Origin of the sequence: Pseudomonas sp. FP2196, assembly GCF_030687715.1 — a bacterium.
GTDB lineage: Bacteria > Pseudomonadota > Gammaproteobacteria > Pseudomonadales > Pseudomonadaceae > Aquipseudomonas.
The window spans coordinates 2554881-2569182 of the sequence record NZ_CP117445.1 but is presented as its reverse complement, the minus strand read 5'-3'; the positions used below and the strand labels follow the sequence as shown (position 1 = coordinate 2569182).

Annotated in this window: 13 protein-coding genes; 3 read left to right on the top strand and 10 right to left on the bottom strand. The window is 59.6% G+C overall.

All coding sequences use genetic code 11. The features are described from left to right. Window positions 1-30: 30 nt before the first annotated feature. From PSH79_RS11655 to PSH79_RS11645, 3 genes are read right to left on the bottom strand one after another with little or no spacing between them, the layout of a single operon-like run. Entirely contained in the window at window positions 31-900 is an 870-nt protein-coding gene (locus PSH79_RS11655) for a rhomboid family intramembrane serine protease (protein WP_305442959.1), read from the bottom strand. Then, complete coding sequence (locus PSH79_RS11650) at window positions 897-1871, bottom strand: metallophosphoesterase (RefSeq protein ID WP_370872657.1); 975 nt, start codon at window positions 1869-1871, stop codon at window positions 897-899. Before PSH79_RS11650 ends, PSH79_RS11655 begins: the two co-directional genes overlap by 4 nt. Next, complete coding sequence (locus PSH79_RS11645; RefSeq protein WP_187678751.1) at window positions 1868-2758, bottom strand: NAD(+) kinase; 891 nt, start codon at window positions 2756-2758, stop codon at window positions 1868-1870. Before PSH79_RS11645 ends, PSH79_RS11650 begins: the two co-directional genes overlap by 4 nt. Window positions 2759-2873: 115 nt before the next feature. On the opposite strand from PSH79_RS11645, the gene PSH79_RS11640 reads away from it, so the two are divergent. Then, complete coding sequence (locus PSH79_RS11640) at window positions 2874-3824, top strand: DUF1853 family protein (RefSeq protein ID WP_305442956.1); 951 nt, start codon at window positions 2874-2876, stop codon at window positions 3822-3824. A 104-nt stretch (window positions 3825-3928) separates the two neighbouring features. On the opposite strand, the gene PSH79_RS11635 is transcribed toward PSH79_RS11640, so the two are convergent. Both PSH79_RS11635 and PSH79_RS11630 read right to left on the bottom strand, forming a co-directional pair. Continuing rightward, window positions 3929-5212, bottom strand: a complete 1284-nt coding sequence (locus PSH79_RS11635; RefSeq protein WP_305442953.1) for an arsenic transporter — start codon at window positions 5210-5212, stop codon at window positions 3929-3931. 207 nt (window positions 5213-5419) lie between these two features. Then, window positions 5420-5977, bottom strand: coding sequence for an NADPH-dependent FMN reductase (locus tag PSH79_RS11630; protein WP_305442951.1), 558 nt, complete (start codon window positions 5975-5977; stop codon window positions 5420-5422). Between the two features lie 182 nt (window positions 5978-6159). Between PSH79_RS11630 and PSH79_RS11625 the strand changes: the two genes are divergently transcribed. Then, window positions 6160-6393: a hypothetical protein gene (locus PSH79_RS11625; RefSeq protein WP_305442949.1), complete on the top strand. Its 234-nt coding sequence runs from the start codon at window positions 6160-6162 to the stop codon at window positions 6391-6393. Between the two features lie 85 nt (window positions 6394-6478). After that, window positions 6479-7372: a LysR family transcriptional regulator gene (locus PSH79_RS11620; protein ID WP_305442947.1), complete on the top strand. Its 894-nt coding sequence runs from the start codon at window positions 6479-6481 to the stop codon at window positions 7370-7372. On the opposite strand, the gene PSH79_RS11615 is transcribed toward PSH79_RS11620, so the two are convergent. The 5 genes from PSH79_RS11615 to PSH79_RS11595 form a co-directional block, all read right to left on the bottom strand. Then, complete coding sequence (locus PSH79_RS11615) at window positions 7338-7952, bottom strand: GNAT family N-acetyltransferase (RefSeq protein ID WP_305442945.1); 615 nt, start codon at window positions 7950-7952, stop codon at window positions 7338-7340. The two genes, PSH79_RS11620 and PSH79_RS11615, sit on opposite strands and share 35 nt — an antisense overlap. Before the next feature lie 14 nt (window positions 7953-7966). Then, the gene (locus tag PSH79_RS11610) at window positions 7967-10222 is read right to left on the bottom strand and encodes an Orn/Lys/Arg decarboxylase N-terminal domain-containing protein (protein WP_305442943.1); all 2256 of its coding nucleotides are present in this window, start codon (window positions 10220-10222) and stop codon (window positions 7967-7969) included. 190 nt (window positions 10223-10412) lie between these two features. Further along, window positions 10413-11171, bottom strand: a complete 759-nt coding sequence (gene dnaQ / locus PSH79_RS11605) for a DNA polymerase III subunit epsilon (RefSeq protein ID WP_305442941.1) — start codon at window positions 11169-11171, stop codon at window positions 10413-10415. A gap of 256 nt (window positions 11172-11427) precedes the next feature. Continuing rightward, window positions 11428-12528, bottom strand: coding sequence for a polyamine ABC transporter substrate-binding protein (locus tag PSH79_RS11600; protein WP_305442939.1), 1101 nt, complete (start codon window positions 12526-12528; stop codon window positions 11428-11430). Window positions 12529-12780: 252 nt separating this feature from the next. Next, on the bottom strand, window positions 12781-14187 hold the full coding sequence (locus tag PSH79_RS11595) for a cytosine permease (protein WP_305442936.1): 1407 nt from the start codon (window positions 14185-14187) through the stop codon (window positions 12781-12783). Window positions 14188-14302: the final 115 nt, after the last annotated feature.

Here is a 14302-nt window from a genome sequence, read left to right as displayed (position 1 = left end):
GGTCTCCGTGCTCTTTATTCACTGAAAATTTTAGGCGGCCAGTTTACGGCGGTTATACAAACCACCCAACAAACCGGTGAAGCATCCGATGAGTAACCCGCCGACGTGGGCGGCGTTGGCAATTTCGCCGAAGCCGATCATCGAGATCAGCCCGGACATGCACACCAGCAGCCACACCAGCATCATCACCAATACGCCGCGCGGCAGGCGATAGGCCGGGTTCGGTGACAACACCTGGAAGATCCAGCAATGGCCGAGCAAACCGTAAAGCACACCGGACAGTCCGCCGAACAAGGTCGCGCCGCTCCAGGCGAACTGCGCGTAGTTGGACACCAGGCTGAACAGCAACGTCAGGCCTATCAAATTGATACTGCCCTGACGCGACTCGATGCGCCGCCCCAGCTCCCAGTACCACATGCCGTTCATGGCCAGGTGGAGGATGCCGAAGTGGATCAGCATCGGCGTCACCAACCGCCACCACTGCCCCGCCGCGAGGCTGTCAGCCAACGGCGTGAAGTGGATGTATTCGCCGATCACACGGAAATCGAGGAAGGTCAGCCAGCGCAGGGTCTCCAGGTTCTCGCCGAGAAAGGTCAAACCGCCGACGATCAGGCACAGCAGCAGAATGAAGCCTGTGGCCTTGGCGTGCTTGAGTTGTTCGACGAAGCCCGGACGCTTGAAGGTCTGGGCTACCGGGATGTCCAGGGTTTGCTCGGGATCGCCGGCCGGGAAGCGCTCGTACAGCGAACGCACGTCGTCGCTGATCTCCGCTGGCGCCCACAATACCTGTTCGCCCGCCTCTTCACTGACCCGGTGCGGCACCTGCATGCGTTGCAGCAGCGTGACAAAACCGCTCAAGTCCACCGCCAGGGGCAGACGCAATACCGCTACCGCACTCATTGCAGCACCTCCGGTCGCTCGACATCGACCCAGACAAATTTATGCGGATCGAGGCGGGTTTCCTGATCCAGACGATAGGCGACGAGTTTGCCGTAAAGCACCGCGCTGTAATCCAGACACGCGAGGTTCGGGCGGATCGGCGCCGGTTTGCCGCTGCGCCAGTAATGACCGACGAACAGCAAAGGCTCATCGACGCCGTAGCGCAGCAGGGAATTCTTTTCCGTTGAAGTCAGCGGTGTTTGTGCGACTGGCTCCGGCAGTGCGTCGGGCTGGAAGACGATGTCGCCGTAGGTTTTCGGGTCGTCCTCCCAGAACTTGGTGCGGAAGAACGAACGCACCAGACCGTCACCACTGGTCATGGTCTGGCCGTCCGGCAGACGCATGTCGGTGCCGCGCAGCAGGCGGTCGAACACGGTGCAGGCAAAGCTGCCGGGCACGGCCGAGGCCTGGAGGAAATGCTCATCGATGCGTGCATCGGGAAACAGTCCGCGCAGCGGTTCGATCAGGCCGGCGTCCCAGCAGGCATGCACCACACGGAAACGCCCGGCATCCACCACCAGCGGCAGCTCATAGAACCACTGCTGAAAGTCGTGCCAGTCGCCGGGATGGTCTTCGAACTGAGTCAGGGTTTCATGGAGCAATCGCGCGTGGCGCGGCGTGTGTTCACGGACGAACTGCTTGCCGCTGCCCGGAGGCGCCGGGGTGCTCCAGCCCAAAGCGTTGAATTCATGGTTGCCCATGATGCACAAGGCCTGACCGGCCTCGACCATGTCGTGGACGATGTGCAGCGCCTCGCGAATCCGCGGGCCACGGTCGATGATGTCGCCGACGAACACGGCCATGCGCGATGGATGCCGCCAGACCCCGCCCTGCTTGTGATAACCGAGACGGTCAAGCAAGTGTTCGAGGGTCAAGGCGCATCCGTGCACGTCACCAATCAGGTCATAACTGCGTGCGGGATCGAGCATCAGTCGCCTCCACCACCCAGCTTGCTGCCCCAGCCGAGCTTGGTGCGGCAGACTTCGTAATAGTTGTGGTCGAGCGGATGAATCAATCGCAGCTTCTGCGCTTTCTTGCTGACGGTGATGGTGTCGCCCGGCGCGCAGGTGAAGTGGTTCTGCCCGTCGCAGGAGACCTGCGGGTAAATCTGCATGTTTTTCGACACGACGATTTTCAGCTCACTGTTGCCATCGACCACAATTGGCCTGCTCGACAACATATGGGGGTACATCGGCACGATCACAATGGCATCGAGCTTGGGATGCATGATCGGCCCGCCGGCGGACAGCGCATACGCGGTGGAACCGGTCGGGGTGGCGACGATCAGGCCGTCGGCCTTCTGGCTGCAGACGAACTGGCCGTCGATGTACAGCTCGAACTCGATCATGCGCGTCGACTTGCCCGGGTGCAGCACCACGTCGTTCAGCGCATCGCCCTGGCCGATGGCCTCGCCGTGGCGGCGAACTTCGGCTTGCAGCAGAAAGCGGTTTTCCACCAGGTAATGGCCGTCGAGCACTTTGGCGACTTCGACTTCCAGCTCATCCGGGCGAATGTCGGTGAGAAAGCCAAGGCTGCCGCGGTTGATCCCCAGCACCGGAATATTGTGTTTTGCCAGCGCCCGGGCGGCGCCGAGCAGACTGCCGTCACCGCCGACAACGATGACCATGTCGCAGACTTCACCGAGCATCTTGCGCGACGAAGTTTGCAGGCCGTGGCCCGGCAGGACTTCAGCGATGGTGTCTTCGAGGATCACATGCAGGTGACGATCGAGCAGAAAGCGTTTCAGTCGGCGGACGGTATCCAGCACCTGGGAACTGCCCAGGCGACCGATGATGCCGATATTACGAAATTGCTCCATGGGACCTCTGCGGACAATCGAAAACGCGAAAAAGCCGATTATGGGCGAAAGCCGCGGTTAGACAAAATCCTTTCAGTCTCAAGGGTGCGCTCGCGTTTAAGGCTATGCTCGCAAGATGATCCTATTTCCCGACCTGCTGCAGTTACCCCACCAATTACGCCATCCGGAAGTGCGCGATCTGGCGTGGGTGATCCTCGCCCCGCCGATGCTCGCGACCACCCCGTGGCCGCAGCGTCATCCGCTGGCGGGCAGCGATTGGGTCAGGGATCCCGGGCGACTGGAACACTGGCTGCGTCAGCTTGATCGTGACAGTTACGAATTGCTGCACTGGTTGTCCCAGGCGCGTACCCGGCGCCTGGGCCTGTATTACGAACGCTTGTGGCAGTTTGCCGTGAAGCATGCGCCGGGCATTGAGCTGATCGCGGCGAATCTGCCAATCCGCCGGGAGGGCCACACCCTGGGCGAACTGGACATGCTGTTGCGTGACCGCGACGGCGTGCATCACCTGGAACTGGCGATCAAGCTTTATCTCGGCCCACAGAATGGCGACGGTCGTGATTCGGCGCAGTGGCTGGGGCCGGGGTGTCATGATCGACTGGATCGCAAACTGGCGCATCTGGCCGAGCATCAACTGCCGATCTCGGCGCGTCCGGAAAGCCGCGAAGTCCTGGCGAAACTGGATATCGAAGTGTTCAGTGCGCAACTGTGGCTGGGCGGTTATCTGCTGTATCCGTGGCCCGGCCCTTCGCAGTCTCCGGATGGCGCCCACCCACAGCATTTACGAGGCAGTTGGTTGCATCAGAAGGATTGGCCGGCGTTCGTCGCGCAGCGCCCGGCGGGGCGCTGGCAACCCCTGCCCCGCCATGCCTGGCTGGCGCCGGCGCACTACCCGGCGGATCAGACCTGGGCGGCAGAACATTTGCTGATGTGGTTGCAAGACCTGGAACCGCTGGCCCCGGCGCAATTGATGGTGCGCCTGACCGAGAATGCACAGGGCGAATGGGAAGAGGCGGAGCGCTTGTTTCTGGTGTCGGATCTTTGGCCGAATGTGCCGGGCCAGGCCTGAGACTTTGTAGCGTCTGTACCGGCCCCATCGCGAGCAGGCTCACTCCTACATTGGAATGCGTTCCCCTGTAGGAGTGAGCCTGCTCGCGATAGGGTCAACTCGGTCTAAAGCGAAAGCCGCACAGCCAAAGCCGCCAACGTCACCAACAACACCGGCACCGTCAGCACAATCCCTACCCTGAAGTAATAACCCCAGCCAATGTGAATCCCCTTGCGCTCCAGCACATGCAGCCACAGCAACGTCGCCAGACTGCCAATCGGCGTGATCTTCGGCCCCAGATCGCTGCCGATCACGTTGGCGTAGATCATCGCCTCCTTGACCATCCCGCTCGCCTGACTGGCATCGATCGACAGCAAGCCGATCAGTACGGTGGGCAAATTGTTCATGATCGACGACAGCAGCGCCGTCAGCACCCCGGTGCCCATGGCCGCGCCCCACACGCCATGATCGGCGAAGACATCCAGCCAACCGGCGAGATAGCCGGTCAAGCCGGCATTGCGCAGACCGTAGACCACCAGATACATGCCCAGCGAGAAAATCACGATCTGCCACGGCGCTTCTTTCATTACTTTGCGCGTGGAGATCTTGTGTCCACGGGCGGCGATGCCCAGCAGCAAGGCTGCGCACACGGCGGAAATCGCGCTGATCGGGATGCCCAGCGGCTCGAGGGCAAAACAACCCACCAACAAGATCGCCAACACCGCCCAACCGGCATAGAACGTGGCTTTATCGTGAATAGCGGTTTCCGGGCGTTCAAGCTGTTCGGGGTCGTAAGCCTTGGGAATGTCGCGACGGAAAAACCACAGCAACATGCCCAGCGTCGCGGCGACGCTGACAAAGTTGACCGGCACCATCACCGCCGCGTAGCGGTTGAAACCGATGTGAAAGAAGTCCGCCGAAACGATGTTGACCAGGTTCGACACCACCAGCGGCAAGCTCGCGGTATCCGCGATAAAGCCGGCGCCCATGACAAAGGCCAGGGTTGCCGCCGGCGAGAAGCGCAGCGCCAGCAACATCGAAATGACGATAGGCGTGAGAATCAGTGCCGCGCCGTCATTGGCAAACAGCGCCGAGACCAGCGCCCCGAGCAGCACCATGAACGCAAACAGCTTGCGCCCGCTGCCGCGCCCCCAGCGTGCCACGTGTAACGCCGCCCAGTTGAAGAAACCGGCCTCGTCGAGCAGCAAACTGATGATGATCAGCGCGACGAAGGTGCCGGTGGCGTTCCAGATGATTTGCCACACCAGCGGGATGTCGCTCAGGTGTACCACACCGAAGATCAGCGCCAGCACGGCGCCCAACGTCGCACTCCAGCCGACACCGAGGCCTTTGGGTTGCCAGATAACGAGGGTAATGGTCAGCAGGAAAATCAGTGACGCAGCGAGCATCTACAGCAACCTTCAGAGAGGGAAAAAGGAAGCGCGAACAATACACCGACTTGTGGAAAGAAGATCCCCGTGGCGAGGGGATTTATCCCCGTTGGGTTGCAAAGCAACCCCAGGCGATCAAATGCCATATCGGGGTCACAGATTTGAGGGCGGCTTCGCACCCCATCGGGGATAAATCCCCTCGCCACAAGTTTTCTCAGTCAGACATTATTTTTCGTGTTGTTCCACAAACTGCCCATAAGCATCTATGAATTTTTGCAGGAACGGCTTCACCGATTCACTCAACTTGCCCGCCTCATCGAACGCCGAACCCGCGCCACCCAGATACGCTTCTGGCTGCTGCATGCACGGCACATCGAGAAACACAAAGGACTGGCGCAGATGCTGGTTGGCGCCAAATCCGCCGATGGCGCCCGGCGATACGCTGATCACCGCGCCCGGCTTGCCGCTCCAGGCGCTCTTGCCATAAGGCCGCGAGCCAACGTCGATGGCATTCTTCAATGGTGCGGGCACCGAACGGTTGTATTCCGGTGTCACAAACAGCACCGCGTCGGATGAACCCACTTTTTGCCGGAAAGTGCTGTAGGCTGCCGGCGGAGAATCGCCGTCAATGTCTTCGTTATAGAGTGGCAGATCACCAATCTCGACAATCTCAAGCTTGAGGTTTGCTGGGGCCAGTTCCGCCAGCGCCAGAGCGACTTTGCGATTGATCGAAGCTTTACGCAGGCTGCCGACCACTACGGCGACGTTGTAGACATTGCTCATGGAAGACTCTCGATGTCCGTGGGAGGAGCCACAAGTTATAGATGATCCGGTGCCGGTTCCACCAGCAAACGAGGGAAATTCCCGCATGCTGATTATTTTTTTCCTGTAGGAAAACTTACAGGCCTTGATGAAGGTCTACCAAGCCGCAAATCAAGCGTTTTATCTCCAGAGGTTCTAAGCAGATGGCAGCAGTACTCGTCGGTCAGTTCCATGCAAGAGATGCGGAAGGCCGCGTTTATTCCGTGCATGAATTCCAGGAATCCACCCCGTCGGCAGACGGTCTCGCTGGCATGGAGCCTGTTACCACTTACAAACTGGCCATTGGCGATCGCATCAACAAGATCGATGACAACCAGTTTGAACTGGTTCAGTCGGGTGTCATGTTGACCCGCGAACCTGAGCCAATCCCTTCATAACTCGTCGTTATGAGCAGAAGTCATATGCGCAGACTTGGGGTAGGATTCAGCCTCTGACCCCACCTGCTGAACATGGACTTCACGCATGCGTTTACGTCATATCGAAGTGATTCAGGCGCTCTTGCAGACCGGTCACCTGGGCACCGCCGCCGAATGGCTGCAGTTGCCGGTTACCGAAGTCGAAGAGCGCTTGCGCGAAGCTGAGAGTCAGTTGGGGTTCATGCTGTTCGCGAGCGTTCGCGGGCGTCTGCAATCGACGTCAGAAGCCCGGGCTTTGCAGGTTGAAATCGCGCACGTGTACGAAGCGCTTGAGCCGGTGCAACGGTTGGCCAGCAGCCTCAAGCAGTACCTCGCCCCACCCGTACGCATCATCGGCACTCCGCCGCTGACCCAGCAGTTATTGCCGCAAAGCCTGGCCGCCCTGCGCCGGCGCTTGCCCGATGCACCTTGCAGCCTGCTCAGCGCACCGACCCGAGACATCGTCCGCAGCCTGTTGCTGCGCGAGAGTGATCTGGGCCTGAGCCTGCATGATCCTGAGCACCCCGACATTGATTGCCAGCCACTGGCCCAGGGCAAACTGCAACTGCTGGCACCCCACGGCTGGCTGCAACCGAAGCAGAAATACATTTCCCTGCAGGATCTGGCCGGGCAAGCGATGGTCGGTCTCGAAGGTCAGGACCCGCTGAGCCCGGCGCTGGAAAACAAACTCCAGGCACTGCGCCCCGCCCCAAGCACCCAGACCCGGGTACAAACCCACCAGATGATGCGCAGCATGGTCGAGGCCGGTGAAGGGCTGGCCATTGTCGATCCGTTTACCGCGTTAGGCGCCCGCGCTGCCGGACTGGATGTCTGTCCGCTGTCCCCCGCCGTGCCGATCAGCCTCTATGCCTTGACCTTCAAGCACGCAGCACCGTCTTCGGCGATTCAGACGTTACTGACCATCCTCACGGAACAAGCCGAGGCGATGTTGTCGAGCTGAGCGGGTTTTCCAGCGGGTTATCGAACAATCGATACCAGAACAGCGCCACTTCGGCGGTGTTCGGATCAATGCCGCGATAACGCAACTGGTCGACACCGCCGATCACATAGCCACAACGCTCATATAAACGACATGCGCCAAGGTTGTTGTTCTGGGTTTCCAGCATGATGCCGGGCAACTTCTTCTTACGGCTCCAGAACTGCGCCACATCGAGCAATGCCTTGGCAACGCCATGCCGGCGCGCCGGTGCGTGCACCGCCAGTTCATCGATATGGGCAAAGCCGTTCCAGTTGGTGCTGATCACCAGATGGCCGACCGGTTCGTCGTCAAGGTAGGCCATGAAGATCGCGCTGTCGGCGGCATTATGAAAACTGCTGAACTCCTCGGGATCAATGCCGTAGCACTTGCGGTACGGCACGATCGGCGTTACCAGCCACTGTTCAACGGGCTTGCCGATGACTGCGGCACCATAGGCGGTGACTTCAAAACTGAAGTCGCTGCCCCAGATATAAGGCGCAAAGCCTTCATCGGCAACCCGCACCGACAGACCTGGATATTTCGGATTCATGACCGGTTGCATACTGGGATAAGTCCTCATTCCTTGACGCAATCGACGGTGTACTGCCGCCCATTGCCTTCGTCTTCATGTTGCAGTCCATGCACATCGGCGACAAAACCGGGAAAGCTGCTATCGAACGTGCGGGCAAATTTCAGGTAGTCGATAATCGAGCGCGTCGATTCGGTAAAGCGCTCGCCGGGCATGATCAGGGGGATCCCTGGGGGATACGGCACCAGCATCACGGCAGCAATCCTGCCTTCCAGCAAATCTATCGGCACAGCCTCGACCTCCCCACGCACCAAATGATCGTAGGCGTGAGCCGGCTTCATGGCGATTTCCGGCAGTACCGTGTACATGCGTTTGAGATGTTTGGCAGTCGCGTTGCTGCGATAGCAGGCGTGCAGTTGATCGCATAAGTCTCGCAGGCCCATGCCGCGATAGCGCGCCGTGTCCTCTTGCGCGACACATGGCAGGCACGTCGCCAGACTGACGTTGGCGTCGTAACTGCGCTTGAACTCCAGCAACTCGGTGAGCAGCGTGCTCCATTTGCCTTTGGTGATGCCCATGGAGAACAGCACCAGAAATGAATACAGCCCGGTCTTCTCTACCACCAGCCCGCGCTCCCAAAGGAACTTGCTGACCACGGCTGCCGGTATGCCCTTCTCGCTCAGCGCTCCACCGGCGTTCAGACCCGGCATCACCAGCGTGACCTTGATTGGGTCGAGCAACACGTAATCGTCGCTGACTTCACCGAATCCGTGCCATTCGGCATCCGGTTGCAGCAGCCAGTCTTGCGTTTGCACACGGTCGATGCCTTCGACGCCCGGCGGCTGCCAGATCGAAAACCACCAGTCATCAGCGGCAATGTGCTGCCGCAAATTGGCCAGCGCACGGCGGAAACTCAAGGCCTCATCAAAGGTTTCCTGCAACAGCGAGCGCCCGGCCGGGCCTTCCATCATGGCCGAGGCCACATCCAGCGAGGCGATGATGCTGTATTGCGGCGAAGTGGAGATGTGCATCATGAACGCTTCGTTGAAGCGATCCCGGTCCAGTTGCCGCGCGCCGCCGTCCTGCACATGGATCATCGACGCCTGACTGAACGCGGCGAGCAGCTTATGGGTGGAATGGGTGGTAAACACCAGCGGACTGTCTTCGCTGCGCGAGGTGGCCATGCCATAGCGCCCGGCGAAGAACTCATGAAACGCCGCATAGGCGTACCAAGCCTCGTCGAAATGCAGCACTTCGACGCTGTTGCCCAGATTCTGCTTAATCAGTTCGGCGTTGTAACAGAGGCCGTCGTAGGTCGAGTTGGTGACCACCGCCAGTTTGACTTTCGGTGCGCGGCCCTTGGTCAAAGGGCTCGCGTCGATCTTGGCCTGGATCGATTCGCGGCTGAATTCGCTCAGCGGAATCGGACCGATGATCCCCAGCTCATTGCGCTCCGGGCACAGGTACAACGGAATCGCACCGGTCATGATGATCGCGTGCAGCACCGACTTGTGGCAGTTGCGATCCACCAGCACCAGATCATCGCGAGCGACCATGGAATGCCAGACGATCTTGTTGGCGGTCGAGGTGCCATTGATCACGAAAAAGGTGTGATCAGCGCCGAAGTTACGCGCCGCCCGTGCCTCGGCTTCGGCGAGTGGGCCGGTGTGGTCGAGCAGCGAACCGAGTTCCGGCACCGACACCGACAAGTCCGAGCGCAGGGTGTTTTCCCCAAAGAACTGATGAAACGCCTGCCCCACCGGGCTTTTGTGATACGCCACGCCACCGCCGTGACCGGGAGTGTGCCAGGAGTAGTTGGAATCGGCGGTGTGTTGCACCAGCGCCTTGAAAAACGGTGGCAGCAAACCGTCCAGATATTTGCGCGCCGCCCGCGCGACTTGCCGGGCCAGAAACGGCACGGTGTCTTCGAACAGGTAAAGGATGCCGCGCAATTGATTGAGTTCGGCCATGGCATCGGCCGGGGCGTTTTCCAGAGTCACCTGCTCGCCCAGGGCAAAGATCGGCAAATCCGGCGCACGCACCCGCGCCAGGCCGATCAGTTCGGCCATGTTCTGCAAAAGATGCGAGTTGGTGCTGGCATCCTCGGCGGCGATCAGCATGCACGCGAGGCCATGGTGGGTCGAAGCCACCAGACGCCCTTCGGTGTAGTCGGTGGCCGAAACAATACTGAAACCTTCCTGCTCCAACTCCCGGGCGATGCCACGGATACGGTCACCGGCGACGGTATCGGCCTTGATGTCGCGATGGACGATCAACACCGGAAACTTCAAATCTTTGTACATGGGGCTCAGTGTCCTGAGGCAGCGGATTCAAATCCGCCAATGCACTCAGGGTAGAGGGTTGCAGCGAAAGTGGCGAGGGTGGCCAGTTGGCTTCATGGCGCCAAAAGCAAAAAGATCGCAGCCCGCGCCAGCTCCTACAGTGGATTGCATTCCTACGCAGGAGCCGCCGAAGGCTGCGATCTTTTGATCTTCAGGCCTGAGCGTCGGCTTCTGCGATCTGCGTCCACAGCGCAGGACCGCCAGCGGATTTGGCGATGATTTCCAGACGCACCAAGTGAGCGGCCAGTTCATCCTCAGTGGCGCGAATGATCCGCGCTGGCTGGCGATCAGCCGGCAGACGACGGATTTCCGTGGCGGAGTTGTCCGCACCATCCCCAGTACCATTACCGTCGGAAGCGTTGCCGGCCAGCGACAGGCTGGTCTGCCCCCCGGTCATGGTCAGGTAAACGTCGGCGAGAATCTCCGAGTCGAGCAAAGCGCCGTGCAGTTCACGGCCGGAGTTGTCGACGCCATAACGCTTGCACAACGCATCGAGGCTGTTGCGCTGCCCAGGGTGACGTTCCCGGGCCATCATCAGGGTATCGAGGATCGAGCAGTGCTGCGTGATGTCGGCGCGATCCTGCTGGCCCATCAAGGCGAATTCGTTGTTGATGAACCCAACGTCGAACGCCGCGTTATGGATGATCAGCTGCGCGCCCTTGATGAACTCGAAGAACTCATCAGCGACTTCGGCAAAGCGCGGCTTGCCCACCAGGAACTCGTTGGTGATGCCGTGGACGCCGATGGCGCCTTCATCACTCTCGCGATCCGGTTGCAGGTAAACGTGAAAGTGCCGGCCCGTCAGGCGCCGACCGATCAGTTCTACACAGCCGATTTCGATAATCCGGTGACCATCGGTCACCGGCATGCCGGTGGTTTCGGTATCGAGTACAACGGATCTGGTGGCCATCAGTGCTCAGCTCTCAACGGGTCAATCGTGCAAAAACGCGGATCTTAACACGCTCGCGGCACACGTCGCGCGCCGCTGGGTGATCGGCACACATGCTGTTTTTAACAATCATTGGCAAAGTTCATAAAGTCTGCCGGGAATCGTCTTGGTAGCGTGCGCGGCTGGTTTCCCACGGATGTGTATGAGGCTTTGCGGGAGAAGGCCAGAGCGCGAGAGTGGCGCTCTGGCCTGCATGCGGAAACAAGAGTTCACGGTATTACTTGTCGGACTTGATGCTGGTCCAGACCCGCGTGCGTACGCGCTCAAGTTTTTGCGGCAATGGCTGAACCACGTAGAGGGTTTTCAGCGCTTCAGGGGTCGGCGTCAGATTCGGGTTGCCGGTGATCTCTTTGTTGATCAGCGCCATCGAATCCTTGTTCGCGTTCGGGTAACCGAGGAAATCACTGATCGGCGCTATCACCTTCGGATCAAGCAAGGTGTTGAGGAATTCGTGGGCTTCAGCGACGTTCTTCGCGCTCTTTGGAATCGCGAAGGTGTCGAACCAGATCGGCGCGCCCTCCTTCGGCAAGCGCCAGTCGACCACGACGCCGTTGCCCGCTTCTTTGGCGCGGTTGCCGAACTGATAGAAGCTCCCCGAGTAACCGATGGCCACGCAGATGTCGCCGTTGGCGATGTCGGTCATGTATTTGGCCGAGTTGAAATAGGTGACGTACGGACGAACCTTGAGCATCAACTCCTTGGCTTTTTCATAGTCGGCAGGATTCTGGCTGTTGGGGTCGAGCCCCAGATAATGCAGGGCCAGCGGCAGGATTTCCGACGGCGAATCAAGCATCGCCACGCCGCAGGATTTGAGTTTTTCCATATTCTCCGGTTTGAACACCAGATCCCAGCTGTCGACTGGAGCGTTCTCGCCAAGCGCAGCCTTGACCTTGGCCGGGTTGAAGCCGATCAACACGGTACCGACCATGTACGGCACGCCGTATTGGTTGCCGGGGTCGTTCTTGTCCAGCAGCTTCAACAACTCCGGATCCTGGTGACTCCAGTTCGGCAGCTTGGACTTGTCGAGCTTCTGGAACACGCCGGCCTTGATCTGCGTGTCGAGGAACTGGTTCGACGGCACCACCAGGTCGTAACCGGAGTTGCCGGTCAGCAGTTTGGCTTCCAGGGATTCGTTGGTATCGAAGGTGTCCCAGGTCACTTTGATGCCGCTTTTCGCGGCGAAATCCTTGGGCACGGACGGCAGGATGTAATCCGCCCAGTTGTACACCCGCAGTTCGCGCTGCTCAGCCTGGACGGCGCTGGCCAGCAGCGTCAGCCCACACACGGTGGCACCCAGAATGCGTTTCATCGTGACCATGGTTGTTTCCCCAGAATGCGACGTGAGTTCGATGGTTTTTATGTTCTGTACACGGCAGCGGCTGCAAAGGTAGCCGAGGGCAAAAAAGGTTCAGCGTTTCGTTATAGCTTTGATTCTTGCTGACAGCGCAGCCGGAGCACAGTGGGCGATGGGCCAAAAGGGGATCGATGTGGCCAATTTGAATGACCGCCGGAATGCGGAAACAATAATGCCCGGCGATTGGCCGGGCATTATTTGTACTGCGGGCGCAGATCAGTCGGTGTAACCCAACCTGGCCGCCCTGCTCTGCTGAGTCTGGCCACGCGTCGCCAAGCAGTAATAAAGCGGAACCGTCACCACCAGGCCGACCAGCCACGACAGGTCCGCCCCCTCCACCAGATTGGCGTAAGGCCCGATGTACAGCGAAGTGTTGGCAAACGGCAACTGCACGAGGATGCCGATGAAATACGCCACGATTGCGTGCAGGTTGAAGCGTCCGTAGACGCCACCATCAGCGCGGAAAATCGAAGTGATGTCGTAGCAGCCTCGCTTGATCAGATAGAAGTCGATCAGGTTGATCGACGCCCACGGCACCAGCACCAGCAACAGCGCGAGAATCAGACCGATGAACTCGGAAATGAAATCCGCCGACGCGCCGAGCGCGACCACGCAGCATCCCGCCAGGATCACGCTCGACAGCACCACGCGCACCTTGATGCTCGGTGTCCATTGGCTGGCGAAAGTCTGGATCGAGGTGATGATCGACAGCACGGTGCCGTACAGATTGAGGGCGTTGTGGCTGATGATGTTGAGCAGGAACAACACCATCAGAATCGGCCCCAGCCAACCGGTGGACTGCTTGACTGCCGCCATTGCCTCGGTGCCTTCCGGCGTTGCCAGCACCGCCACCGCGCCGAAGCTGAACGACAGAATCGTGCCCAGGGTTGCGCCCAGATACGTGGCCCAAAATGGCTTGGCGATGCCGATGTCCGCCGGCAGATAACGCGAATAGTCGGACACGTACGGCGAAAAGCTGATCTGCCAGATAATCCCAAGCGACACCGTCGCCAGCCAGCCGGACAGGTTGAAGCTGCCACGAGTCAGGAAGTCCGCCGGCAAATCATGGGCAAAGATATAGATGAAGCCGGCGAGCAGCGCGCCACCCATCACCCAAGTGCCAATGCGGTTCAGCGTATGAATGAAGTTGTAGCCGATCACGCCAATCGCCGTGGCGGCCAGCGCACCGATCAAAATGCTCAACGGAGCCGGTACCGATGGTGCGATACCAACAATGGATTTACCCGCCAGCACGATGTTGGAAATGAAGAACCCGATGTAGATGATCGCGGCGAAAAACACGATCAACAGCGCGCCATAACGGCCGAACTGGCCGCGACTCTGGACCATTTGCGGAATGCCCATGCGCGGGCCTTGCGCCGACGCCAGGGCGATCACCACACCGCCGATCATGTGCCCCAGCGCAATCGCCAGCAGCCCCCATAACAAATCGAGATGGAACACCTGAACCACCATGGCGCCGGTGACGATGGGCAGTGGCGCAATGTTGGTGCTGAACCAAAGGGTGAAAAGGTCGCGGGCCTTCCCGTGGCGTTCCGCGAGTGGGACGTAGTCGACCGTGTGATTCTCGATCAACGGATCTTGCCGGGACATCTGGGACATATGCATGAACTCGAGTTTGTCTGTTCTTATCGTTGTATGAAGCCAAACCGGGAGGACTCTCTGGTCGCCCCTCAGATGCAAACCATATTATGGTATTCCAAACATTTCACAAGAC

Excerpts from the sequence above, each read along its gene's own strand:
- PSH79_RS11655 (WP_305442959.1), bottom strand. The coding sequence starts at position 900 with ATGAGTGCGGTAGCGGTATTGCGTCTGCCCCTGGCGGTGGACTTGAGC.
- PSH79_RS11645 (WP_187678751.1), bottom strand. The coding sequence starts at position 2,758 with ATGGAGCAATTTCGTAATATCGGCATCATCGGTCGCCTGGGCAGTTCC.
- PSH79_RS11640 (WP_305442956.1), top strand. The coding sequence starts at position 2,874 with ATGATCCTATTTCCCGACCTGCTGCAGTTACCCCACCAATTACGCCAT.
- PSH79_RS11635 (WP_305442953.1), bottom strand. The coding sequence starts at position 5,212 with ATGCTCGCTGCGTCACTGATTTTCCTGCTGACCATTACCCTCGTTATC.
- PSH79_RS11630 (WP_305442951.1), bottom strand. The coding sequence starts at position 5,977 with ATGAGCAATGTCTACAACGTCGCCGTAGTGGTCGGCAGCCTGCGTAAA.
- PSH79_RS11625 (WP_305442949.1), top strand. The coding sequence starts at position 6,160 with ATGGCAGCAGTACTCGTCGGTCAGTTCCATGCAAGAGATGCGGAAGGC.
- PSH79_RS11620 (WP_305442947.1), top strand. The coding sequence starts at position 6,479 with ATGCGTTTACGTCATATCGAAGTGATTCAGGCGCTCTTGCAGACCGGT.
- PSH79_RS11615 (WP_305442945.1), bottom strand. The coding sequence starts at position 7,952 with ATGCAACCGGTCATGAATCCGAAATATCCAGGTCTGTCGGTGCGGGTT.
- PSH79_RS11610 (WP_305442943.1), bottom strand. The coding sequence starts at position 10,222 with ATGTACAAAGATTTGAAGTTTCCGGTGTTGATCGTCCATCGCGACATC.
- dnaQ (WP_305442941.1), bottom strand. The coding sequence starts at position 11,171 with ATGGCCACCAGATCCGTTGTACTCGATACCGAAACCACCGGCATGCCG.
- PSH79_RS11600 (WP_305442939.1), bottom strand. The coding sequence starts at position 12,528 with ATGGTCACGATGAAACGCATTCTGGGTGCCACCGTGTGTGGGCTGACG.
- PSH79_RS11595 (WP_305442936.1), bottom strand. The coding sequence starts at position 14,187 with ATGTCCCAGATGTCCCGGCAAGATCCGTTGATCGAGAATCACACGGTC.